This window comes from Mesorhizobium carmichaelinearum (genome assembly GCF_900199455.1).
Lineage (GTDB): Bacteria > Pseudomonadota > Alphaproteobacteria > Rhizobiales > Rhizobiaceae > Mesorhizobium > Mesorhizobium carmichaelinearum.
On record NZ_FZQR01000002.1, the window covers coordinates 119,758 to 142,080 of the forward strand.

At 60.7% G+C, this 22,323-nt stretch carries 22 protein-coding genes; 2 read left to right on the forward strand and 20 right to left on the reverse strand.

Annotated elements, in window-relative coordinates; all coding sequences use genetic code 11:
- Nucleotides 1-10: 10 nt before the first annotated feature.
- From CKW40_RS03835 to CKW40_RS03905, 15 genes are all read right to left on the reverse strand, one after another.
- A complete protein-coding gene (locus CKW40_RS03835) occupies nucleotides 11-796 on the reverse strand; it encodes a hypothetical protein (protein ID WP_143748245.1) in 786 nt (261 codons plus the stop codon).
- Between the two features lie 239 nt (nucleotides 797-1,035).
- Nucleotides 1,036-1,776, reverse strand: a complete 741-nt coding sequence (locus tag CKW40_RS03840; protein WP_095198616.1) for an ABC transporter ATP-binding protein — start codon at nucleotides 1,774-1,776, stop codon at nucleotides 1,036-1,038.
- 8 nt (nucleotides 1,777-1,784) lie between these two features.
- Nucleotides 1,785-2,594, reverse strand: coding sequence for an ABC transporter permease (locus CKW40_RS03845; RefSeq protein WP_095198608.1), 810 nt, complete (start codon nucleotides 2,592-2,594; stop codon nucleotides 1,785-1,787).
- A gap of 63 nt (nucleotides 2,595-2,657) precedes the next feature.
- Nucleotides 2,658-3,362, reverse strand: coding sequence for a hypothetical protein (locus tag CKW40_RS03850; protein ID WP_095198617.1), 705 nt, complete (start codon nucleotides 3,360-3,362; stop codon nucleotides 2,658-2,660).
- Between the two features lie 123 nt (nucleotides 3,363-3,485).
- The gene (locus tag CKW40_RS03855; RefSeq protein WP_095198618.1) at nucleotides 3,486-4,730 is read right to left on the reverse strand and encodes a class I SAM-dependent methyltransferase; all 1,245 of its coding nucleotides are present in this window, start codon (nucleotides 4,728-4,730) and stop codon (nucleotides 3,486-3,488) included.
- Nucleotides 4,731-4,793: 63 nt separating this feature from the next.
- Nucleotides 4,794-5,750 carry an NAD-dependent epimerase/dehydratase family protein gene (locus tag CKW40_RS03860; protein ID WP_095198619.1) on the reverse strand — a complete coding sequence of 319 codons (957 nt, stop codon included), beginning with the start codon at nucleotides 5,748-5,750 and terminating at the stop codon, nucleotides 4,794-4,796.
- 21 nt (nucleotides 5,751-5,771) lie between these two features.
- Nucleotides 5,772-6,761 carry a GDP-mannose 4,6-dehydratase gene (gene gmd / locus CKW40_RS03865; protein ID WP_095198620.1) on the reverse strand — a complete coding sequence of 330 codons (990 nt, stop codon included), beginning with the start codon at nucleotides 6,759-6,761 and terminating at the stop codon, nucleotides 5,772-5,774.
- A 109-nt stretch (nucleotides 6,762-6,870) separates the two neighbouring features.
- Nucleotides 6,871-8,286 carry a mannose-1-phosphate guanylyltransferase/mannose-6-phosphate isomerase gene (locus CKW40_RS03870; RefSeq protein WP_198421136.1) on the reverse strand — a complete coding sequence of 472 codons (1,416 nt, stop codon included), beginning with the start codon at nucleotides 8,284-8,286 and terminating at the stop codon, nucleotides 6,871-6,873.
- Nucleotides 8,287-8,289: 3 nt separating this feature from the next.
- The gene (locus tag CKW40_RS03875) at nucleotides 8,290-9,717 is read right to left on the reverse strand and encodes a phosphomannomutase (protein WP_244571079.1); all 1,428 of its coding nucleotides are present in this window, start codon (nucleotides 9,715-9,717) and stop codon (nucleotides 8,290-8,292) included.
- 430 nt (nucleotides 9,718-10,147) lie between these two features.
- On the reverse strand, nucleotides 10,148-11,035 hold the full coding sequence (gene rfbD / locus CKW40_RS03880; protein WP_095198622.1) for a dTDP-4-dehydrorhamnose reductase: 888 nt from the start codon (nucleotides 11,033-11,035) through the stop codon (nucleotides 10,148-10,150).
- Entirely contained in the window at nucleotides 11,032-12,102 is a 1,071-nt protein-coding gene (rfbB, locus tag CKW40_RS03885; protein WP_095198623.1) for a dTDP-glucose 4,6-dehydratase, read from the reverse strand. Before rfbB ends, rfbD begins: the two co-directional genes overlap by 4 nt.
- A complete protein-coding gene (gene rfbC, locus CKW40_RS03890; protein WP_095198624.1) occupies nucleotides 12,102-12,653 on the reverse strand; it encodes a dTDP-4-dehydrorhamnose 3,5-epimerase in 552 nt (183 codons plus the stop codon). The genes rfbB and rfbC overlap by 1 nt, the downstream gene beginning before the upstream one ends.
- Nucleotides 12,654-12,656: 3 nt before the next feature.
- Nucleotides 12,657-13,538: a glucose-1-phosphate thymidylyltransferase RfbA gene (rfbA, locus tag CKW40_RS03895; RefSeq protein WP_095198625.1), complete on the reverse strand. Its 882-nt coding sequence runs from the start codon at nucleotides 13,536-13,538 to the stop codon at nucleotides 12,657-12,659.
- An 83-nt stretch (nucleotides 13,539-13,621) separates the two neighbouring features.
- Complete coding sequence (locus CKW40_RS03900) at nucleotides 13,622-14,656, reverse strand: NAD-dependent epimerase (protein ID WP_095198626.1); 1,035 nt, start codon at nucleotides 14,654-14,656, stop codon at nucleotides 13,622-13,624.
- Nucleotides 14,657-14,720: 64 nt separating this feature from the next.
- Complete coding sequence (locus CKW40_RS03905) at nucleotides 14,721-15,311, reverse strand: biotin transporter BioY (protein WP_095198627.1); 591 nt, start codon at nucleotides 15,309-15,311, stop codon at nucleotides 14,721-14,723.
- A 115-nt stretch (nucleotides 15,312-15,426) separates the two neighbouring features.
- Between CKW40_RS03905 and CKW40_RS03910 the strand changes: the two genes are divergently transcribed.
- Nucleotides 15,427-16,335 carry an MBL fold metallo-hydrolase gene (locus CKW40_RS03910; protein ID WP_095198628.1) on the forward strand — a complete coding sequence of 303 codons (909 nt, stop codon included), beginning with the start codon at nucleotides 15,427-15,429 and terminating at the stop codon, nucleotides 16,333-16,335.
- Between the two features lie 34 nt (nucleotides 16,336-16,369).
- Here CKW40_RS03910 and CKW40_RS03915 read toward each other — a convergent pair whose 3' ends face one another.
- The 5 genes from CKW40_RS03915 to CKW40_RS03935 are packed head-to-tail and all read right to left on the reverse strand — an operon-like array spanning nucleotide 16,370 to nucleotide 21,091.
- Entirely contained in the window at nucleotides 16,370-17,290 is a 921-nt protein-coding gene (locus tag CKW40_RS03915) for a phosphorylase family protein (protein WP_095198629.1), read from the reverse strand.
- A 14-nt stretch (nucleotides 17,291-17,304) separates the two neighbouring features.
- On the reverse strand, nucleotides 17,305-18,096 hold the full coding sequence (locus CKW40_RS03920) for an ABC transporter permease (RefSeq protein ID WP_095198630.1): 792 nt from the start codon (nucleotides 18,094-18,096) through the stop codon (nucleotides 17,305-17,307).
- On the reverse strand, nucleotides 18,089-18,976 hold the full coding sequence (locus CKW40_RS03925) for an ABC transporter permease (protein ID WP_095198631.1): 888 nt from the start codon (nucleotides 18,974-18,976) through the stop codon (nucleotides 18,089-18,091). The genes CKW40_RS03920 and CKW40_RS03925 overlap by 8 nt, the downstream gene beginning before the upstream one ends.
- Complete coding sequence (locus tag CKW40_RS03930) at nucleotides 18,973-20,010, reverse strand: ABC transporter ATP-binding protein (RefSeq protein WP_095198632.1); 1,038 nt, start codon at nucleotides 20,008-20,010, stop codon at nucleotides 18,973-18,975. The genes CKW40_RS03925 and CKW40_RS03930 overlap by 4 nt, the downstream gene beginning before the upstream one ends.
- A gap of 37 nt (nucleotides 20,011-20,047) precedes the next feature.
- Entirely contained in the window at nucleotides 20,048-21,091 is a 1,044-nt protein-coding gene (locus CKW40_RS03935; protein ID WP_095198633.1) for an ABC transporter substrate-binding protein, read from the reverse strand.
- Nucleotides 21,092-21,304: 213 nt separating this feature from the next.
- Here CKW40_RS03935 and CKW40_RS03940 point away from each other — a divergent pair, with 213 nt between their 5' ends.
- Complete coding sequence (locus tag CKW40_RS03940; protein ID WP_095199124.1) at nucleotides 21,305-22,303, forward strand: LacI family DNA-binding transcriptional regulator; 999 nt, start codon at nucleotides 21,305-21,307, stop codon at nucleotides 22,301-22,303.
- Nucleotides 22,304-22,323: the final 20 nt, after the last annotated feature.

The following is a 22,323-nucleotide window of genomic DNA, read 5'->3' on the forward strand; positions in this document are numbered from 1 at the left end:
GATCCGGGATTCAAGCCGCCAGTTGCCTGGCCAGTGGCTCGACGTGTTCCTTGAAGCGAAGCACTGTCTTGTAGTAGCCGCTTTTCACGCGCTCCGTGCCCCAACGCTCATAGGCTGGCGGCTGCTCGGAACATTCTGAAATGTCCAGATGGTAGTCGACCGGTGTGAGGCGTTCCACACTGAAGCTGGTAAGGCCGTGCACCGCGCGCAGGCGGTCGGCCTCCTCGGTCAATTCCGGATAATTGTCGACGGCCCTGAGCTTGCGGTCGAATGCCCCGGCGTCGAGATGAAGCTCTATTCCCTCTCGTGTGGAGGGTTGACGCCTCAGTACGACCGCCTCGAGCGGAAATTCGAGATTGGGCAGATCGCGACCATCTCGGTCGTGCAGCCGCGCCAGCGCCGCATTGACGAGCAGCCGGCAGACGTCATGCCCCGGATTGAACCCCTCGACCGCGTCGGCGGCGACATAGTCGATCGCCTCGCCGGCCAGAATCGTGGCTATTTCGTCAACCAGCGCCCTGAACATCTCCGCTTCGCCGGCCAGAATGGCCCGGTAGAGATCGCGGTCCGCCATCCTGCCGAAGAACGTTGCCGCGGGACGCGAGCCGGCGCCGGCCAGCACTTCGGCCGTGCGGTCGAGCCGGCCGGCATCGAGATGACCCGAGCCGTCTGTCAGCACCAAGACCAGCGGCTTGCTGGTTTCCATCCAGTGATGGACCCGCAATTCATGCCCCGGATGGGCAACGATCAATGCAGCTCTTTTGCCGTGCCACCAGCTCTGCTCGTTGCTAACCACGAGTGCGCCCCGAGGCTATGGGATGCATCATCGCAAGGCCTGGATTCGGATTGACGCAAATTTCCTGCGATAGGCTCGAGGCGGCGGTAACGGCGGATGCATCCCGTGCAGGCATTGCCTCGATTTTCATTGTTTCTCCGTACATTTCATCAGAATCGTACGAGTTCCAATGACCGCATGACTATTGATTGCTATTGTCTGCCTTAGTGGAGATCGTTCTACCTCCATTCGAAAAACTATCAACCGAAATAGGCTGTCAGAACCTCATTGGTGGGGCCATCCATGCGAACACGGCCATGATCCATCCACAGGATGCGGTTGCAATTCTTTTGCAGCAGTTCGCGTGAGTGGCTGGCAAGGACAAGGATCTTGGTCGTCTCGACGATCTCGCGCAGCCGCCTGTCGGCCTTGTGCTTGAAGTCCTCGTCGCCGGTCGAAAGCCATTCGTCCATGACCAGGATTTCCGGCCGGATCGCCGTCGAGGTCGAGAACGCCAGGCGTAGCTGCATGCCCGACGAGTAGGTCCGGAACGGCATGTCCAGAAAATCGCCCAGTCCGGTGAACTCGGCGATGTCATCGAATTGCTCGCGCAATTCGTTCGGCCGCATGCCCATCATCGCCGCCCGCAGCCTGATGTTCTCGCGGCCCGTCGCTTCCGGGTCGATGCCCAGCGAGATGTTGATAAGCGATACGCATTCGCCGTGGATTTCCGCCGAGCCGCTCGTCGGCCTGTAGATGCCCGACAGCACGCGCAGCAGCGTCGTCTTGCCGGAACCGTTGTGGCCGACGAGGCCGATCCGGTCCCCCTCGTTCACGCAAAAGCTCACATCCTCCAGTCCGCGCACGATGACATGGCCATCGACCCGGCGGTCGATCGCGCCGCCCGTGGCGACGCTCAACACCCTGTTCTTGAGTGAGCGGCTTGCCGCGTTGAAGACCGGGAATTCGACCGAGACACCGGCCAATATGATGGAAGCCATAGCAGGGATCATAGCCAATAGGGGATGCGGTGACGATAACGGCCGAACAGCAACAGGGCGACCGTCCAGCCAACGATCGCAAACACGATGCACGCCATCCAGCTCGTCGCGGATGGAAGTTCGCCCAGAAGCGGATCCCTCACAACGCTGATGAGATGGTAGAAAGGATTGAGGTCCAGCAACAGCCGCGAAATGCCCTCGGGAAGCGTTCGCGGCATCCACATGATCGGGGTCAGGTACAAGATGACCTGCAGGAGATTCTGCATCACCTGCGTCATGTCGCGGTAGCGTGCGCACAGCACACCCAAAATGAGCATGATCCAGAGCAGGTTGAGCGACAAAATGACAAAGCCGGGCAGCGCAAGCAAAACGTCCCATGTCGGCATGCGCCCGACGGCCAGCAGGACGAGCGGGTATATGAGAATGTTGTGGCCCAGAATGATGGCGTTGCGGTAGAGCGTCCGCAGCACGTGCGTAAACAAGGGCATACGCACCTGAAGGATGATGCCCTCGGCCCCGATAAAGGCCATGCATCCCTCGTTGATCGACGACGAAATGTACCCCCAGAAGATCAAGCTGACGCAAATGTAGGGGAGAAACTCCTGCATCGGCGTGCGAAAGAGGGTGCCAAAGACGAAGCCGAGCGCGCCGATCAGCACGCCCATGTTGATGGTCAGCCAAAACGCTCCGACCCGCGAGCGCCGGTAGCGCTGGGCCACGTCCTGCCAACTGAACGTCGTCGCCAGGTGGTGTTTCTTCAGCGCGGCGCTTATGTCGGCGAAGGCTTCTGCGAGGACGCCTGTCTTAGTCGGCAGCATATGTCGAGATGTCCCGATCGTGTGTTCTGCCCAGGCCCGGCGGTGTGCGAAAGGTTCGATACATTATTGCCCTGGCGACATCAAGTTACGGTCTAGTCGTATGAGGTCGCCGTTCTTGTCTAACCAGGGGGCTAACCGCTTGCGGATATCCGCCAAAACATCAGGCTTCGTAATGAACTGGTTGCGGTCTGAGATATGTCGACGATGGAAAAAAGTCTCTTCGTCATAGTAAGTCCACCCGCCGTCGACGACCTGGCGCTTCCTGCTCTCGATTTCCTTCAGAAGGTACGAAACACGGCGTTTGCTCAAATTGTGGCAATCCTTAGCCCATTCCAACAGGCTGTAGTCCGGACAAACATAGCGACCCACTTTCCATGTGGAGAGAAGCCTTCGATTCTCAATCTCGTCCATACTAAGGATGAGCGAGTACGCCGCTATGCGTTCATAGAGGCGCATCCACGGCAGCATCACCGTATCGACCACGTCCGCAGGTTCTCCTCCGAACGTGTTTAGCCACGAGAGAACCGCGCTTTCCGGCTTTCGGATGGTGCAGATCGATTTTACCGAGCCGCTCCGCAGCAAAGAGAGCAGCTCATCGTCGGCATCATGGGCCTTGTAGATAGCATGGGCAGTCTCGTTTGACGTAAACTGTGCGCGTTTGTCGGAAGTGACCGAAGCAACACTACCTCTCCGTGAAAGGGCCCGCCTGACAACGTTGAACGAGTAGGTAGATCCGCTGCGCGGCATTCCGGCAATGAAAATCAGCATTCTTGTCACGCAGTTTGACGGTTAGCCAAGTCGACCGATCCTAGAAACCACAAGAAATAATGATTTCAACCTTCTGTCGTTTTTCCACCTTCTAGAAATCGGCGATATCCTTGAAAACCCTGTCTATATTATCTCGATCTCAGGGAACGGAAAAATAAACCTGCCACCGTCGGCGAGATATTCGCGTTCACGACGCAGGATACCGTCCTTGAAATGCCAAGGCAGGACCAGAAAATAGTCCGGCTTCATCGCGCGCGCTTCGGCTTCAGAAATGATCGGTATGTGCGTCCCAGGGGTCATGCGGCCAAACTTTTCCGGATTGACTTCGGCGATGGCCGGGATCTCGGCTTGCGTGAAGTTGCAGAATTGCAGGACGACATTGCCCTTGGTCGAAGCGCCGTAGCCCAGCACTTTCTTGCCGTCGGCCACGAGTGTCCTGATCAGACGTGACAGGTCGTCCTTGTGCCGGAACACGCGCTCCTCGAAGTCGCGAAAGGGCCGCGGCGTAGCCAGTCCCATGCGGTCTTCCTGCTCCAGCAGCCAATCGATGACCGGCTGATCGGGTCTGAGGCTTGTGTTGCCCTTGTGGGTGGCCGTGACCGCGAAACTGCCGCCGTTGATGTTGTTCATGACAACGTTGACGACCTTGAGGCCAGCCGCTTCCAGTATCTTGGCCACAACGCCGAGGGAATAGTACTCGACATGCTCGTGGCAAATCGTGTCATAGGAGTTGAGGCGAAGCATGGATGGCATGTAGCTTTGCTCGAAATGCCAGATGCCGTCTTCGGCAAGGACCTCGGCCACCTGACGCGCAAAGGCGATGGGATCCTCAAGATCGTAGAACATCGCGATGGACGTCACGATCTTGGCTCGCTTTTGTGAGATGCTCCGATATGCCTCGGCCGAAAAAAAGTCAGGCACCAGTTTCACATCGTCCGGATAATACTGCGCAAATTTCTTGCCCGTCGGATCGATGCCTATGCGCGTCAACCCCGCGGTCGAATAGGCCTTGAGGGTCGTGCAATCATTGCTCCCGATGTCGAGAACGACGTCACCGCCACGTGGCGAGGCGAGCCTCTCCAGGAAGCGAACCTTGTGCGTCAGATGATCGACCATCGACTGGTTGAGGCCCGAGCGATAGCCGTAATTGTCGCCGTACATTTCGCTCGGCTCATAGGAATGTTTCAACTGCAGAAGTCCGCTGGACGGAGACCAGACCAGCTCGAGCGGCCCTTTGGTCACGGGCTCAGACGCCGATTTGGGAAACACTCCGGTGAGCGCCTGCTCGCCAAGATTGAGCACGGAGACGAGATCCTTGTCCTTGCCGACACGGCAGGTCTCGATGGCGTGATACCTTACCTCGTTCATGAATTCTGACTCTCAATTGGTTGGTGAAAGGGTATTGATTCAAAGGGCATTGACTGCGGTTCTCTACGCTTGGGCCACCCGTGCGCGGCAATCCTTCAGAACCGCGGCAAGGGCCTCCTCGAAAGGATGCTCAGGCACCCAGCCAAGACGCGTTCGGGCGCGGGTTGCATCCCCCACAATGCACGGCAGATCACTCGGTCGCAGCCGCAGCGGATCTTGTTCGGTGACGATCTTGACACTGCTTCGCGCCAAGAGCTGGTCCAAAATATCTCCCATCCGCCACGAGATGCCCGAAGCAACATTGAAGATGGTGTTTGGCACGAGACCGTCGCTGTTCAAGGCGACGCGCGCATAAGCACTGGCGACGTCTCGCGCATCCAGGAAATCCCGCTGTGCGTCAAGATTGCCGACGCGAATGACCGGCGGGGCCAAGCCTGCTTCAATCCGCGCGATCTGCATGGCGAAGGCAGGCACGGCAAATGCCTCGGTTTGCCCTGGTCCCGTGTGATTGAAGGGCCGCAGACGAATGCATTTAAGGCCGTCACGGGAAAGCGCACCCAAAGCGAGGTCGGCCGCGGCCTTGGTCACGGCATAGTCGTCCATCGGCGCAAGCAGCGCATTTTCGTCAAGCGGCTGGCCAGCCTTTGCGCTCTCGCCATAGACCAGGCCCGACCCGACATAGATCAACCAACATCCCGGTGCCTCGTCAAGAATGGCGTGGGCCACGTTGAGCGCGCCCTGGACGTGGATGCGCCATGTGTTTTCAGGGTCAGCCTGGGCGGCGCCAAGGGCGGCGACGGCCGCCAGGTGGATAACGTGCGTCGGCTTGTGACGAGCAATAGCCTCGTGAACAGCAACCTTGTCCGTCACGTCGAGTGCCAGGATTTGACCAAGCACGGGATGCGGTCCTGCGTCCTTGGAGGTCGCAATAACCGTCAAATCGCGACCGCAGATGCTCCGCAACGCTTCATGGACATAGGGACCGACAAAGCCCCGTGCGCCGGTGATCAAAACTCGCATGCCGACCTCGCTAACCGCACCTCAAAGGTGTTGGTCACGTCTTACACGCTCAAGATCGGCTTCGACCATCTCAATGACGAGCTCCTTGAGGCTCGTCTTTGCCTCCCAGCCCAACTTCTCTTTGGCCTTGGTCGGATTGCCATGCAGAACTTCGACTTCCGCAGGCCGCAGGAAGCGTTCGTCGATGGAAACGTGATCCTCCATATTGAGACCGGCATGTTCGAAGGCGAGCTTGCAGAAGTCCCGAACCGACACGGTCTTGCCCGTCGCGACCACATAGTCGCTTGCCGTGTCTTGCTGGACCATCAGCCACATGGCTTCCACATAGTCGCGTGCGTGACCCCAATCGCGCTTGGCGTCCAAATTGCCGAGCGCCAGCTTGTCCTGCAGCCCAAGCTTAATACGCGCGACGGCGTCGGTAATCTTGCGGGTGACGAATTCTATGCCGCGCAGGGGCGATTCATGATTGAAGAGGATGCCGCTCGACGCGTGGAGCCCAAAGCTCTCGCGGTAATTCACAGTCATCCAATGTGCATAGAGCTTGGCCGCAGCGTAGGGAGAGCGCGGATAAAACGGGGTCTTTTCCGACTGGATCGGTTCCTGGATCAGCCCAAACATTTCCGAAGAGGATGCCTGGTAGAAACGGGTTTCGGGACACGTTATCCGCACCGCCTCCAGCACGTTGGCTGCGCCAATGCCCGTCACGTTGCCCGTCAAAAGCGGTTGTTGCCAAGACGATTTGACGAAAGATTGAGCGGCAAGATTGTAGACTTCGGCCGGGCGAACGTCCTGGAGTACCCGGATGAGGCCGGAGAGATCCGTCAGATTGCCGTCGTGAAGCACGATCTTGTCGGCGATGCCAAGCCATTTGAGCCGTGAACCGACCACATCGGCCGAGGCGCTACGCCGCAAAAGGCCGTGGACCTCGTATCCCTTTTCAAGCAGGAACTTCGAGAGATAGGCTCCATCCTGCCCGGTCACGCCGGTGATAAACGCTGTTTTGGAATTCATGGTGAACCTGTCTCTACCTTCTTGATCGCTATTTCAGGATTGCAGACCATCTGCCCAAAAACGGAAACCGTACTCAATTCACAGACGTGCCCGATGGGTTGTCTTCAGGTTACGTGCGGCCATAAACATCATCGAACCGCACGATATCGTCTTCGCCAAGATATTCCCCGCTTTGCACTTCGATCATGACGAGGGGAAGAATGCCGGGATTTTCGAGGCGGTGCTTGTGGCCGCAGGGGATATAGGTGGACTGGTTGGTCGCCAGCAGGATTTCACTCTGGCCGTTGACGACCTTCGCAGTCCCGCTCACCACCACCCAGTGCTCGGAACGGTGATGATGCGCCTGAAGGCTGAGGCGCGCGTTCGGCTTCACCTCGATCCGCTTGATCTTGAAGCGCGGTCCTTCCTCCAGGACGGTGTAGGTGCCCCATGGGCGATGCACGGTGCGATGCACGGTTGCCGCCTCATGCCCCTCCGTCTTGAGGCGATTGTAGAGATCCTTGACTTCCTGCGCCTTGTCCTTGTGGGCAATAAGAAGCGCATCCGGCGTGTCGACGATCAACAGATCCGAGACGCCGACAAGACCGACAAGCCGGTCTTCGCTGTGCACGTAGCAGTTCGTCACACCATGGAGCATCGTCTCGCCGGTCGTGCGGTTGCCGCTGTCGTCTGCTGGAACAAGCTTCGACAGAACGGTCCATGAGCCGATGTCGGACCAATCGAAGCTGCAGGGCACGAAACCCACGTTCTTTGCTTTCTCCATGACCGCATAGTCGATGGAAACAGCAGGAACGGCCGCGAAACCATCCTTGTCTATCTCAACAGTGGTGCGGTCCGCGGCATCGCTTGTCCTGGCCGCCTCGAGCGCCGTGCGCGCATTGGACAACACATCCGGACACAGTTCCTGCATCGCGGCGATCATGGAGCGGGCCGCAAAACAGAACATGCCCGAATTCCAGAAAAAACGACCGCTGGCGATAAATTGCGCCGCTCGTTCCGCATTCGGCTTTTCCACGAACCGAAGGACCGTATCTCCCTCGGCCTCGATATAGCCAAACCCGGTTTCAGGGCTCTCGGCCTTCATGCCAAACGTGACGATCCGTCCCGTGACCGCGATCGCCGCCGCCTTCGCCACGGCCGCACCAAAGCCGGCTTCATCCAGGATCAGGTGATCGGCAGGCAGCACAACCAGAACCGCGTCTGGATTGTCGCGCGCGACCTGCAACGCGGCGAGCGCGACCGCGGCCGCCGTGTCACGACCGAAAGGCTCCAGCAAGAACGTGTTCTTTATACCTGGCGCCGCCACCTCCGCATACTCGTCCGCCGTCAGGAACAGCAGGTCGCGGTTGGTGACCGTCACTATTTGATCAACGCCTGCAAGTCCGGCCGCGCGGGCGTAGGTCTTGCGAATGAGGGTTCCCCCTCCCGGCAAGGGAATAAAGGGTTTTGGATGCAACGCACGAGAAATAGGCCAGAGGCGGGAACCGACACCGCCACTTATGATGACAGGAACGATATTGGTCAAACTTCAGCTTTCCAAGATTTGAGTTCGGCCGAGGTCAAGACCCCAACCGAGCAATTCGTCTGCGCGGGATTCTGTCTTTGCCTCAATGTAGCACCGCAATTCGGGCGCGTTGCCAGACGCACGGAAGTGAACAACCTCTCCGTTGCGGGCGGTGATACGCACGCCGTCGCGATTGTCAATATCCGCGACACCCCCGAGAACCTCGAAAAGAGCGCCGGTATAGACAGCATCCGTCGCCAGTCTTTTGAGGAAAGAGGCGCTGTCTTCCGCCGAAACGCCTTCAAGCCGGCCGCTCGTCGCGGCGAGGAATCCGAAACCGGCCGCGATCTCGGCGAGCGGGCGACCTGTCGCCGCAATCGTTGAAAGCGCACAGAGAATTGGCAACAGCGAATCCCGGGTCAGCAAGGCTGCGAGCGTGCGGCCATCCTTCTCGACGGACGAACCTAGAAGAACGCCGCCATTTGCTTCGAACCCCACTACGCATTTCGCCCCTTGAGCGAGGGCCGTGCCGATGCCTTCGATAACATAGGGCGAGCCTATGCGTGTGCGCACCACCGTTGCGAAATGCCCGCAACGCTCCAGGGCAGAATTGGAACTGACCGGCGTAACGATGCAGTCGGCATCCAGAAAACGCGCCGTGATCGCGCCAATCAGGTCGCCGCGCACGAAACTGCCATGCGCATCCGCCACAAGCGGCCGGTCGCCATCGCCATCAGCGGACACGATGGCATCGAACGGCTCCGTCGCCGCCCAGTTTTTGAGAAGCGATAGATCCTCTTGCCTGAGCGCTTCGGTATCCACCGGAATGAAATGGGCGGACCTGCCCAGGGGTGCCGCCTCAGCCCCCAGTGCACGAAGCATATCGACAATGATGTCCCTTGCCACGGACGAATGCTGGTAGACGCCGACACGGAGACCGGAGAGGCTACCGCTCTGAAAGAAGGCGAGAAAATGATCCCTGTAGCCTGCGGCCGGTTCGGAGCCCAGCTGTACGGGTTCAACTGACGGCTCTGGTCGATTGGCGACCTCCAAGCCTGCGTGGATTGCCACAATCTCAAGCTCATCGCGCTTGTCGATCTCACCGTCCGCCCGGTAGAATTTGAGCCCATTCCTGTCGTCGGGAATGTGGCTGCCGGTCACCATGATCGCCGGAGCGTTTTTGCCGGTGGCATAAAGGGCGAGTGCCGGCGTCGGCAAGGCGCCGCAATCGACCGGCTCCAAACCGGCTTCGGCGATCGCGGCATGGACAATCCCCGCAATCTCGGGACTGGAAGAGCGAAGGTCACGTCCAACGAGGATCTTGTCGCCCGCGCTCAAGACACCACGCCCCAAAAGCATGCGTGCGAACGCAATTGTATAAGTGCGCGCCGGTGGTCCCCTGAGCTCGCTGACGAGACCGCGCAGCCCGCTGGTGCCGAACTTCAAAGCCACGGATAGCCACCTTTTTCCAGCAATGCCGCCCCGGCACGAATTGCAGCAAGGCCTTGCCACAGCCTGTGACAGCATGAAGGCTGGTGAGCGACACCATCGGACAGCGCGCTACTATAGATCAAAGCCAGCGACCTGATCTTCATATACGGACAGTTTTTGCTTAGAGACCGCTAATATTACTGGGTACAGCCGGTTCTCATTGCCTCGAGCAAGGAGCATTCCTTTCAAGAAGCTCTCCGTGAATTGCCAAGCCCCCACCTGACACCCAAGTTGCCCGTGCTTAGGTTTCGCGCAATGGCTTGTCAATCTCGGACACGGGACCGAGTTCGATTTCAACACGCGGCGGGGGATTCAGGCGACAGCGACCGTGAAGGCTACGGACCAAGCCTTAGGAATAGGCAAATCAAGCGCTGATTGAACCGCGAGATCTTTACGGACGATCCAGGATGCGGCGCACGACCCGCTTGGTGGATTCTCGCCACTCCGGCGCGCCCCATCCAAATACGGCCGCGAATTTCGCGCTCGACAGCCGCGAATTGGCTGGACGCCGCGCCTTGGTCGGATAGTCCTTGGTGGCGATATCGCGCACATCAGCCCAGGGACCGCCAGACGCCTGGCTCGTATCCAGAATATGACGGGCAAAGCCGCTCCAGTTGGTCTCGCCCGTGCCGGCCAGATGATAGACGCCAAAGGCATCAAAGTCCTTGTCGCCATGCAGCATCGCCGCCGCATGCAAAATGGCGTCGGCGATGTCGAGCGCCGAGGTGGGGTTGCCCCACTGATCGGCCACCACCGAAATCTCGTCGCGGTCGGCGGCCAGCCGCAGCATGGTTTTCACGAAATTCCTGCCGAACGGGCTGTAGACCCAGGCGGTGCGCAGGATCAGGTGGCGCGGGCCGGCGGCGGCCACTGCCTGTTCGCCGGCGAGCTTGGAGGCGCCGTAAACGCCGAGCGGTGCCGTCGCGTCGGTCTCGATATAGGGACGAGAAGCGCTGCCGTCGAAGACGTAATCGGTCGAAAGGTGGATGATTGGAACACCGAGCCGCGCTGCCGCTTCAGCCACCTTGCCAGCGCCGGTTGCGTTGACCGCAAAGGCCAGATCGGGCTCGTCCTCGGCCTGATCTACCGCCGTGTAAGCAGCGGCCGACACGACGATATCCGGCTTTGCAACCACGATGGCGTCGATAACGGTCTCGGGTCTTGCCAGGTCGAGCTCCGGGCGGCCGATGGCGACGACCTCCACGCCGGCGTGCGCCTGACCGGCCTCCAGCAGGCTTGCCGCGACCTGGCCGTCGCGTCCGGTGACGACGAGCCTCACGCGCCACCCTTGCGCGCTTCGCCCAGCCTCTCACCGGCATAGCGCTGTTCGCGGATCGGCCCCCACCACCATTTGTTATCGAGGAACCAGTCCACGGTTCTGGCCAGGCCGCTGTCGAAATTCTCCCTGGGCGCCCAGCCGAGTTCGCGGCCGATCTTGGAGGCATCGATGGCGTAGCGGCGGTCATGGCCGGGACGGTCGGTGACGAAGGAGATAAGCTCGCGATAGCGCTTGCCGCCGCTGCGGGGACGCTTGACATCGAGCAGGTCGCAGATCGTCTCGACGACGGTGAGGTTCGTCCGTTCCGAATTGCCGCCGACATTGTAGCTTTCGCCCGGCGTCCCCTTGGTGGCCACCAGTTCCAGGGCCCGCGCGTGATCCTCGACGAACAGCCAGTCGCGCACATTGGCGCCGGCGCCGTAGACCGGCAGTGGTTTTTCGTCGAGCGCGTTGAGGATGACGAGCGGGATCAGTTTTTCGGGGAAATGATAGGGCCCGTAATTGTTCGAACAGTTGGAGAGCACGACCGGCAGGCCGTAGGTCTCGTGCCAGGCCCGCACCAGATGGTCCGAGGCTGCCTTCGAGGCGGAATAGGGCGAGGACGGTGCGTAAGGCGTCTCCTCGACGAACATGCCGCCATCGAAAGGCAGATCGCCGAACACCTCGTCGGTGGAGACATGATGGAAGCGAAAGCGGCCTTTCCGGTCGTCGGCAAGGCCGCGCCAATATTCGAGCGCCGCATTGAGGATGCGGTAGGTGCCGACGATATTGGTCTCGATGAAGGCGCCAGGCCCGTCGATCGAACGGTCGACATGGCTCTCGGCGGCGAGGTTCATGACGATGTCGATATCGTCACGGCGCAGTATCTCGAGCACCGCCCTCTCGTCGCAGATATCGGCATGGGCGAAGCGATAATTATGCGCGTTCTCGATCGGCCGCAGCGAGGCCAGGTTGCCGGCGTAGGTGAGCTTGTCGAGATTGGTCACCCGGTAGGCCGGATTGGCGCACAGATGCCGACATACCGCCGAACCGATGAAGCCAGCCCCGCCTGTCACCAGAAAGTTCATCAGGCAAACACCTCTGCGGCAGCAAGCATCGGCGCCTTGAGGTCCTTATCCGAAAGCTGGAACCCGCCAGCGATGGACGGCCACTTGATACCGATGGCGGGATCATCGAAACGGATAGAGCGGTCGTGCTCGGGCGAATAGGTGTCGGTCACCTTATACAGGACCTCCGTGTCGGGCACGAGCGTCACAAAGCCATGCGCGAAACCCTTTGGCACCAGAATCTGGTTGCCCTTTTCGGCCGAAATCTCGTGACCGGCCCATTTCCCAAAGGTTTTCGAACCGCGACGGATATCGACCGCGACGTCGAGGATACTGCCGCGAATGACGCGCAGCAGCTTGTCCTGGGCCCGCGGTGCGAGCTGATAATGAAGCCCGCGCAAGACGCCTGCCGCGGCAGAATAGGAATGGTTGTCCTGCACGAAAACCAAGTCAATGCCTGCCTGCGCAAAGCGCTCGGCATTGTATGTTTCCATAAAGAAACCACGTGCATCGCCATGCCGCTTTGGAACGATTTCCAGCACGCCTTCGAGGCCGAGGGACCTGATCTCCAACGCTCAGCCCTCCGACAGATCGGCGACGCGCCGGCGCAGATAGGCGGCATATTCATTTTTGCCCAACCGGGTTGCGCGCTGCAGCACTTGCTCTGCCGTCAGCCAACCCTGCTCGAAGGCGATCTCCTCAGGGCAAGCGACCTTGATGCCTTGCCGATGTTCGATCGTGCGCACGAAGGAAGACGCGTCGTTCAGACTGTCATGGGTTCCTGTGTCGAGCCAGGCATAGCCGCGCCCCAGCCGGTGCACATGCAGCAGGCCGCGATCAAGATAGGCGTTGTTGACCGCCGTGATCTCGAGCTCGCCGCGGGCGGAAGGTTGAATGGACGAAGCGATGTCGACGACGGTGTTGTCGTAGAAATACAGCCCTGTGACGGCCCAGTTGGATCTCGGCTTTTGCGGCTTTTCCTCGATGGTGAGCGCGGTTCCGGTGGCCTTGTCGAAGGATACGACACCATACCGTTCAGGATCATCGACGCGGTAGGCGAACACCGAAGCGCCGGTGTCGCGCGCAGCGGCGGTGCGGCAAAGCTGTGACAGCCCGTCGCCAAAATAGATGTTGTCGCCCAGGATCATCGACACGCTGTCCTTGCCGATGAAGTCGCGGCCGATGATGAAAGCTTCGGCAAGCCCATTGGGGTGCGGCTGCTCCGCATAGGAGATATCCAGCCCAAAATCCGATCCGTCGCCGAGCAATTCACGGAAAACGGGCAGATCTCGCGGTGTCGAAATAACCAGGATCTCGCGAATTTCCGCGAGCATCAGTACGCTCAGCGGATAATAGATCATCGGCTTGTCATATACCGGAAGAATTTGCTTAGAGACTGCCAGCGTCAGCGGATAAAGGCGTGTTCCACTACCTCCCGCAAGGATAATTCCTTTCAAGAAGCTCTCCCCGACATGCCCAAATCCCCTCGGCAGCAGTGGTAGCCATACTACACCCGGAAAAAGCTGCTGCCAGCGCCGGCTTATATCCTAGAGTCGTTACCAAAATACGCCTGGTACCACTCAACGAACCGCCCTACCCCGTCGGACACGGACGTGCCGGGGCGATAGCCGACGGCGTCTTGCAGCGCCGAGGTGTCGGCGAAGGTGTCCGGCACGTCGCCGGCCTGCAGCGGCAAGAGCTCGATGATGGCCTTGCGGCCGAGCGCGTTTTCCAGCGCCTCGACATAGGCGGTCAGCTTCACCGGATTGTTGTTGCCGATGTTGAAGATGCGCCAAGGCGCGATGCTCGTTGCCGGGTCCGGATGGCCGGAATCCCAGGCAGGGTTGCCGGCGGCAGGACTGTCGCTGGCTCGGATCACGCCTTCGGCGATGTCATCGATATAGGTGAAGTCGCGCGTGTGGTTGCCGTTGTTGAACAGCTTGATCGGCTCGCCGGCCAGGATGCTCCTGGTGAACAGGAACAGCGCCATGTCGGGACGCCCCCAGGGGCCGTACACCGTGAAGAAACGCAGCCCCGTGGTCGGCAGTCCGAACAGATGGCTGTAGCTGTGTGCCATCAGTTCGTTGGCGCGCTTGGTCGCGGCGTAGAACTGCAGCGGATGATCGGCCGGGCGGTGCTCGGAAAACGGCATGTCGGTGTTGGCGCCGTAGACGCTCGAGGTGCTGGCATAGGTCAGGTGCGCTATGCCGCCATTGCGGCAGGCCTCCAGCATGTTGGTGAAAGCGACGATGTTGCTTTCGACATAGGCGCGCGGGTTTTCCAGGCTGTAGCGCACCCCGGCCTGGGCAGCGAGGTGGATCACGCGGTCGAAGGCGTGGTCGGCAAAGCAGCCGTCCACGATGCCCCTGTCGGCAAGATTGCCGTGGATGAAATGATAGCCGGAATTGGTGCTTCGGCTTGCCTCGACCAGCAGCCGCAGCCGCGCCTGCTTGAGCGCCGGATCGTAGTAATCGTTGACGCTGTCGATGCCGACAACCTCGTCGCCACGCTGCAGGAGCCGCCTGGCGACATGATAGCCTATGAAGCCGGCGGCGCCGGTGACCAGAACCTTCATCGGAAGCGCCCGCCCTCGAGAATGGACCCCTGACGTCTATGGCACGCCAAGCTTCCTACAGACCTCAGGAGCGCTTCAGCAGCGACCACACGGCCGGCACAAGGCTGCCCGCCAGCGCAACCTTGATCAGGTCGCCGACGATGAACGGCACGACGCCGAACTGCCAGGACTTTTCCGGACCGATGAGCAGCGCCAGCCAGGCAAAGCCCATCGCCATCATCACCACTTCGGCAACCAGCATCGCGTTGAAAAGCTTGATCGGGTGGCGATCCCAGCCGCGATCGGCGGCCCAGCCGACAATCGCCGCCATGACCACGAAACCCGCGAGATAGCCACCCGTCGGGCCAACCATGTAGGCAAGGCCAATGCCCTTCTCCGGCGTGCCCTGGAAGACGGGGAAGCCCATCGCGCCTTCCGCCATATAGAGCAGCAGCGTGGCGACGCCGAGCCGCATGCCGAAGGCGGCGGCGATCAGGAGGACGGCGAGCGTCTGCATCGAGATGTCGACGGGCCCCAGCACAACCTTGGTCTTGGCCGATAGGGTCAAAAGCAGCGTTCCCGCGATCGCCAGGAAAAGCTGCGTTGCCAGTCGCGCCGCGCCTTCTTGCGGCAAAGCCAGAGAAACAAGCGGGCGCATCGTCGTTGCAGTTGCCATGGTCTTCCCCAATCCGGTCTGTCGCGATCCAATAATCGCGGTCTCAGCGTTTTCCTATATTGGCTTGCGTGCTATGCGGCAATCGGTTTTGCCGTTGCGGGAACAATGTGCCGATATGGCTCTCAAATTCGATACCAGCTTCGATCCGCACTACGGCCAGGGCGTGAACGTGGCGCCGGACGTCCAGCGCGTCACGGTCCGAAATCCCAGCCCCTTCACTTTTCATGGCACCAACAGCTATGTCGTCGGGCGCGACACGCTGGCGGTGATCGATCCCGGGCCGGACGACGAGACGCATCTTCAAACCTTGCTCGAAATCATCGCCGGCAGGCCGGTCAGCCATATCTTCGTCAGCCACACGCATCGCGACCATTCCCCGCTGGCGGCCCGGCTGAAGGAGCGCACCGGCGCTTTGGTGATGGCGGAGGGGCCACACCGGCCGGCAAGGCCATTGCGTATTGGCGAGACCAATGCGCTCGACGCCAGCGCCGACACCGCCTTCGTTCCCGACGTCGCGCTGCCGGACGATGCCTTGGTCGCCGGCGATGGTTGGACGATCCGCACGGTTCTGACCCCCGGCCACACCGCCAATCACGCGGTGTTCGCGCTGGAAGGAACCGGCATCCTGTTTTCGGCAGATCATGTGATGGCGTGGGCGACATCCATCGTCGCGCCGCCGGACGGGGCGATGGCCGATTACATGGCATCGCTAGACAGGCTGATCGAGCGCGACGACCGCCTGCTGCTGCCTGGCCATGGCGGGCCGGTGACGAAGCCGCGCGCTTTCATGCGCGGGCTGAAGACGCATCGCAAGATGCGCGAGCGGGCCATATTGGAGCGGGTCAGAGCCGGCGACCGGACGATTCCCGACATGGTCAAGGCGATCTATCGCGACACCGATCCCCGGCTGCATGGCGCCGCCGGACTGTCGGTGCTTGCGCATCTCGAGGACCTGGTGGCGCGCGGCATGGTGTCGACGGAAGCCGCCCCTGCCATCGACGGTATTTTCATGCCGGCTGGCTAATCCAAGCCTCGCCACGACCTTGCACTGCCCTGCCTCAGAACCGGCTGGACCGTTCTTCTGGCTGAGGCGACTTCAACCCCTGGCAAGAGCATTCCGGATTGGCCGGGAGTCGTGCGGCGGTTTCCAGCGCGACCCGCGAGGCTGTCATGGACAGGTTCGGCAACACGTCTTCGTGCAGCAGTTGCTGGCGATTGCGGTCCATATAGTCGTTGAAGCCTGCCGTCACGAACGCCAAAGGCACGAAACACGCGCCGATCTCCCGCGACAAGGTGGCTTCGGGGGCGATCGAATGGTTGAGCACATCCGCCCCCATGCTGCGAAACGCCAGGGCCTCGGCCGGGGTGGTCAGCCGCGGCCCGTAACAGTGGGCGGCGACCAACTGCTGTTCGATGCCATGAACACGGCATTCGGCTGGCCAATGACGGCGGGCGGTTTCGACCAGAACCGCCGCGCATCTTGGACATACGATCTGCTTGCCCGAGCAGTCGAAGCTCTGGCGGCCAGGAAGCAGCGAAAACGGTGTCTGCGTCAGTTCGATGATATCGGCGTTCACCACCATGTCACCGGGCTTGATGGCCTTGTTTACGGCGCCAATGGTCGAGCAGGATAGGACCTGTCGGACACCCGCGCGCATCAACACCCAGAACGCGCGGCGATGGCAGGAATGATCGATATGGTCGCGGGGATTGCCGTGGGAATACATGCACAAGGCGCGTTTCGTTTTGCCTTCGGCGGTAATCGACGCATCGAACTCGAGCAGCTTCCAGTTGTCGGTGCAGCCGAAAGGCGTTTCAAAACTCATGTCGCGCTGCAAGGTGCGCACGCCATCGACCTGGACATCTTCCGGGAAGGCAAGCCCCCAGTTTGCCGACCCGGTGATGATCGCCAACCCCACCTGGGGTATGTCCGTGGGTTGATCCGTCATTTCGGCGGTTGCGTGATGATGGGCAGGCATGTTTCCAGTCTCGGTCAGGATTTTTGGCGAAGGGTCACGATCAGGACGACGACAACGACGATGGCGGTCCACAATGTCGAGATCGCCGCGATGGTCGGATCGATCTGATCGCGTAGCGACAGGAACATGAGCTTCGGCAGGGTGCTGTTGCGACCACTGGCGACGAAGATCGAAATGACGGACTCGTCGAGTGACGTCAGGAAGGCCATCAGTGTCGCCGACAACAGGCTGATTTGAAGTTGCGGAACGATTATTCCGCCGATGGCCCTCGCCCAGTCCGCGCCAAGGCTGCGCGCCGCCTGGACCTGGTTCCAGTCAAAGCGGGCCACGGCAGGCAACAGCACAATGCACGCCACCGGAATGGCCAGCACCACATGTCCGACCAGCACGCCGAACAGCGTTCCGACCAGGCCTTGCGCCGCCAGCACGAAGAAGAGGCCGATCGCAAGCAGGATTCCCGGCACGATGGAGGGCGCGAGCAGAACACCTTGAATGGCTGAGGCGGTCTTTCCGCCGAGCCGGTTGATCGAGATGCAGGCCAGCAGCCCTAGAGGCACCGCGACCATCGCCGTCAACGTCCCAAGGATCAGGCTCGTCCTCAGTCCGGCCATCCATGTCGCCGAACCGAAGAAATTCTCGTACCAGCGCAACGAGTATGCGCGCGGCGGAAACTCAAGAAGATCGGACGCCGAAAAGGAGAGTGGCACGACCACCAGCGTCGGCAGCATCAAGAAAGCCATTGCGAGCGCGGAAAAGCCCCACAGGAAGATGCGGGCCAGCCTGTTGTCGGGATAGGCTTCAAGCATGAGCCGCACCGACTTTGTTGCGCGCCACCAGTCGCCGCGCCACCAGGAACATCACACCGACGAGCGCCATGAGAACGAGCAGCAGAATGCCCAGGACGCTCGCCGAACCCCAGTCCTGAAAGGTCGACAGCGTGCGCTCGATCCGGATGGAAAGAGGATTTACCTTGCCGCCGCCCAGCACCGCCGGCGTGATGAAAAAACCTATGGTGTAGATGAAAACGATCATCGAACCCGAGACGATGCCGCCAGCCGAAAGGGGCAGAATGACGGTGCGGATCACCTGCCCGAGCGTCGCTCCCATGCTCGCCGATGCGCGAACGAGGTTTGCGTCGATATCGCGCATCGCGGCATAAACAGGCAGCAGAAAGAGCGGCAGCATGTAGTGGACCATGCCGATCAGCGTTCCCGTGAAGTTGTAGACCAGCGGCAATGGCTCCGCTGTCAGGCCCGAGCCCGTCAAAGCCGCGTTGATCAGGCCATCGCGCCGCAACAGCACCAGCCAGCCATAGGTGCGCACCAGAATGGAGGTCCACAACGGCAGCATGACGAAGGCCATCAGCAAATTGGCCACCCTTGGCCTGACGCTGGCCAGAGCGAGCGCCAGGGGGGTGCCTAGAAGGATGCAGAACGCCAGCGTCCCCAGGGACAGATCAACGGTTGTTATGAGTGCCGACCATGTCAGTCCACTCGAAAGCACCTTCTCGTAATTGCCGACAGTGTACTCGCCCCCTGTGGTCAGGAAGGATTGCCGGATAATCCAGAGGATGGGCAGTATCGCCGCCAGTCCGACGATGAGAAGCGCCGGTAGCGAAAGCGCAAGGAAGAACCGCCGTTCGCTTCGCGCATCGGCGGCGAGCGCAGGATCGGCGGCAATGGTCACGCTATCGCTCCCGGTATGGCGTGAGCTTTCGCTGCCGATGCAAACACGGTCACCCGCTGACCGGTGGCAAGCTCGGCGCAGCCGCCGGCAAGTGCCGACGGAATGCAGACAAGAACCTCCTGCCCACCGTCAGGTGCCAACGTCAAAAGCCAGTTCTCGCCGCGAAACGCCTTGGCGCGCAGCATTCCTTCGAGCGCCACTGCGTCTGGCCCAGCGAGCCTGGCATCCAGGTGGAAGCTTTCTGCGCGGATCATCAGGGTCTCGTGTGATGCATCGCCGCCGTCGATTGTGCGCACTGAGCCCGGGGCCAGAATGTTGGCCTCGCCCATGAACTGCGCGACGAAGCGGGTCGACGGACGATCATAGATTCGCTGCGGCGTATCGATCTGCTGGATGCGGCCGGAATTCATCACCGCAACCCGGTCGGACATGGTCAGCGCCTCGCGCTGGTCATGCGTCACATAGATCGTGGTTATCCCCAGATCATCGTGCAGACGCCTAATCTCGTACTGCATGGTTTCGCGCAGATTCCTGTCGAGCGCCGACAGCGGCTCGTCCATCAACATCACGCGTGGTTCGAAGACGATGGCCCGCGCCAGCGCCACCCGCTGGCGCTGGCCGCCGGACAGCGCGGCAATGTTGCGCTCCGACAGACCTTCCAGCTTCACGCGGGCCAAGGTGTCAAGCGCCCGCTGCCGAGCCTCCGCTTTCGGCGTCTTACGCAGCGCCAACGGATACTCGACATTCGCCAGGACGTTCATGTGGGGAAACAGGGCATAGTTCTGGAATACGATGCCGATGTCGCGCTTGTTGGGGGCCAGGCGGGTGATGTCCCGATCCCCCAACAGAAGCTTGCCGGAATCGGGCCGGACAAACCCGGCCAGAGCCATGAGCAAAGTGGTCTTGCCAGATCCGGACGGCCCCAGCAGCGTCAAGAATTCGCCAGCCCGAATGTCGAGCGATACATCGTCCAGCGCGACGTAAGATCCATAGGTCTTGCGCACGCTGTCGATGGTGATCGGGAGCGACTTCATGATGGGCTCGAACGTCTAGAGCTGATGCACCATAGACTCAGCGACTCATCATTTCATCAAAGGCTTTTTGAGCGGCCTCGCCGTTCTTGACCCACCAGTCAGCGTTCGAAAACACCGAGGTGCCGGCGTTTTCAGGCGCCGTCGCCAGGGTTTTCAGGCGATCTTCGGGGATGAGACCACCCTCATAGCCGGCAGGATTGACCGGACCATAGGCGATGAAGTCGGTCAGCTTCGCCACCCGTGCGGGCTGCGTCATCGCCGCGATGAGCTTCATGGCCGCTTCCTTGTTCGGCGCCCCCTTCGGCACCCCAAGGCAGTCCGTGCCGATGACGGAACCTTTGAATGTGTAGTCAACCGACCCGCCATCCGCCTTCACCGTCTGGGCTCGCCCATTCCAGGTAACGACCAGATCCGCCTCGCCGTCCTTCAGCAATTGCGCCGACTGCGCTCCGGAGGTCCACCACACGGAGACATTCGGTTTGATCGCTTCAAGCCGCTTGATGGCGCGCGCCAGGCCCTCAGGTGTGCTGAGCGTGGGATAGACGTCCGCCGGCGCCACGCCGTCGGAGAGAAGCGCGATCTCGATCAGGTCCTGCGCATTGGCGCGCAGCGCGCGACGGCCCGGGAATTTGGCAACGTCCCAGAACTCCGCCCAGGTCTTTGGCGGATTCTCGCCATAGGTCTTGGTGCTCCACGACATGACGGTGCCATAAGAGTCGAACGGATAGCAGTAGTCGGACTTTGCGCCGGCCGGCACGGACTTGGGATCGATGATCTTGTAGTCAAGCGGCTCCAGCAGCGACTGCGCGGCCGCCTGCGCGCCTTCCGGCGAGCCGAGGTGGATGATGTCGGTGGTGACCGCACCCGCGGTGACCTGCATCTTCAACGCGGCAAGGCCATCGCTCTGCGTCTCCTCGCGAACATCATAGCCAAGTTCCTTTGCGGCGGGCGCCCACATCGCCTCCTTCATAGCGTTGCCATAATCGCCGCCCGCGGTCGTGATGGTGACTGATTGGGCATAGACGGGCACGGCGGCCGAGACTGCGATCGCCGCCAACGAAATGCGTAATAACCGGGACATGTGTTCTCCTCCAGGATTCGTCGAAATATCGCCTTATGTGGGCTTTTTTTGAAATCGTAACGTTACGATTACCGCGAAACGCCTCAGAGTCAAGCTGCTTCTAGGCGGACTCGGTCAGTTTCGGCGAGCCCGGATTTGACCCCCGGGTCGAATCCGGTAACGTTACGATGCCAAGCAAATCAGCCGGCGCTTTCGCAAATGAAGTCGGGCGACATGGCCAATCTAAAACAGATCGCGGCGGAACTTTCCCTTTCGGTGACCACGGTATCACGCGCGTTGAAGGACGGGCCGGAGGTGCATCCCTCGACCGTGGCGCGCGTCAAGGAGGTGGCGAAGCGGGTCGGCTATGTCCCGAACCATCACGGCCGCGCGCTGAAAACCGGACAGACCCTGACGCTGACGGCGGTGCTGCCGATGGAAACACGCGACTACCTGTCGGATCTGGCGAAGCTTCCTTTGATCGAAGGACTGACGCTGGCGGCGCGGCAAGCGGGCTATAGTCTGTCCATCTATTCCACCACGCCCGACGACGATCCCGTCGAAAGCGTGCAGCGCCTGCTTCAGGCGCACAGCGCGGACGGCCTGATCATCACGCGCATGGTCTCGGGCGATCCGCGCGTCAAGCTGCTGCTGGATCAGGGCATACCGTTCGTCGCGTTTGGAAGAACCGACCTGGACATCGCCTATCCCTATGTCGATATCGACAATGAACAGATCGCCTATGAGGCGACCCGGCGGCTCATGGACAAGGGCTGTCGACGCATCGCTCTACAACTTCTCGTGCAGAAGGATCAGGCGAGCGCCACGCGTCTCGCCGGCTATAGAAGGGCGATGGCCGAGGCCGGTATCCCGATCGACCAATCGCTGATCGGTGACGGCACGTTCACAATGGAATCGAGCGCGGCCTGGTTCGATCGCCTGCTGGCGTCGTCAGATCCTCCCACTGGCCTGGCATGCGCCAACGAACTGGGCCTTCTGGGCGCGTTGCACGCTCTCGGCAGACGGGGTCTGGTGCCGGGCCGCGACGTTCACATCGTCACCCGTGACAATACGCGTCTGGCGCGTTTCCTGCCGGCGAACATCGGCGTTCATTCCGTGGACATGGCAGATGTCGGGCACAAACTTATCGAGGTCCTCGAGAGCCGGATCGCCAATCCGCTTGGTCCGGTCGCGACGATCTTGCTGCAAGGCAGGTTCGAGCCGGCCGAATAGTCCGCTCGCAGACTGAAGCC

Bases quoted from the DNA above. Each gene is read 5' to 3' on its own strand.
- gmd (WP_095198620.1), bottom strand. From the start codon at position 6,761: ATGAATTCCAAAACAGCGTTTATCACCGGCGTGACCGGGCAGGATGGA.
- CKW40_RS03940 (WP_095199124.1), top strand. From the start codon at position 21,305: ATGGCCAATCTAAAACAGATCGCGGCGGAACTTTCCCTTTCGGTGACC.
- CKW40_RS03920 (WP_095198630.1), bottom strand. From the start codon at position 18,096: ATGCTTGAAGCCTATCCCGACAACAGGCTGGCCCGCATCTTCCTGTGG.
- CKW40_RS03900 (WP_095198626.1), bottom strand. From the start codon at position 14,656: ATGAAGGTTCTGGTCACCGGCGCCGCCGGCTTCATAGGCTATCATGTC.
- CKW40_RS03905 (WP_095198627.1), bottom strand. From the start codon at position 15,311: ATGGCAACTGCAACGACGATGCGCCCGCTTGTTTCTCTGGCTTTGCCG.
- CKW40_RS03935 (WP_095198633.1), bottom strand. From the start codon at position 21,091: ATGTCCCGGTTATTACGCATTTCGTTGGCGGCGATCGCAGTCTCGGCC.
- CKW40_RS03845 (WP_095198608.1), bottom strand. From the start codon at position 2,594: ATGCTGCCGACTAAGACAGGCGTCCTCGCAGAAGCCTTCGCCGACATA.
- CKW40_RS03860 (WP_095198619.1), bottom strand. From the start codon at position 5,750: ATGCGAGTTTTGATCACCGGCGCACGGGGCTTTGTCGGTCCCTATGTC.
- CKW40_RS03915 (WP_095198629.1), bottom strand. From the start codon at position 17,290: ATGCCTGCCCATCATCACGCAACCGCCGAAATGACGGATCAACCCACG.
- CKW40_RS03930 (WP_095198632.1), bottom strand. From the start codon at position 20,010: ATGAAGTCGCTCCCGATCACCATCGACAGCGTGCGCAAGACCTATGGA.
- CKW40_RS03850 (WP_095198617.1), bottom strand. From the start codon at position 3,362: ATGCTGATTTTCATTGCCGGAATGCCGCGCAGCGGATCTACCTACTCG.
- rfbB (WP_095198623.1), bottom strand. From the start codon at position 12,102: ATGAACTTTCTGGTGACAGGCGGGGCTGGCTTCATCGGTTCGGCGGTA.
- CKW40_RS03840 (WP_095198616.1), bottom strand. From the start codon at position 1,776: ATGGCTTCCATCATATTGGCCGGTGTCTCGGTCGAATTCCCGGTCTTC.
- CKW40_RS03910 (WP_095198628.1), top strand. From the start codon at position 15,427: ATGGCTCTCAAATTCGATACCAGCTTCGATCCGCACTACGGCCAGGGC.
- CKW40_RS03855 (WP_095198618.1), bottom strand. From the start codon at position 4,730: ATGAACGAGGTAAGGTATCACGCCATCGAGACCTGCCGTGTCGGCAAG.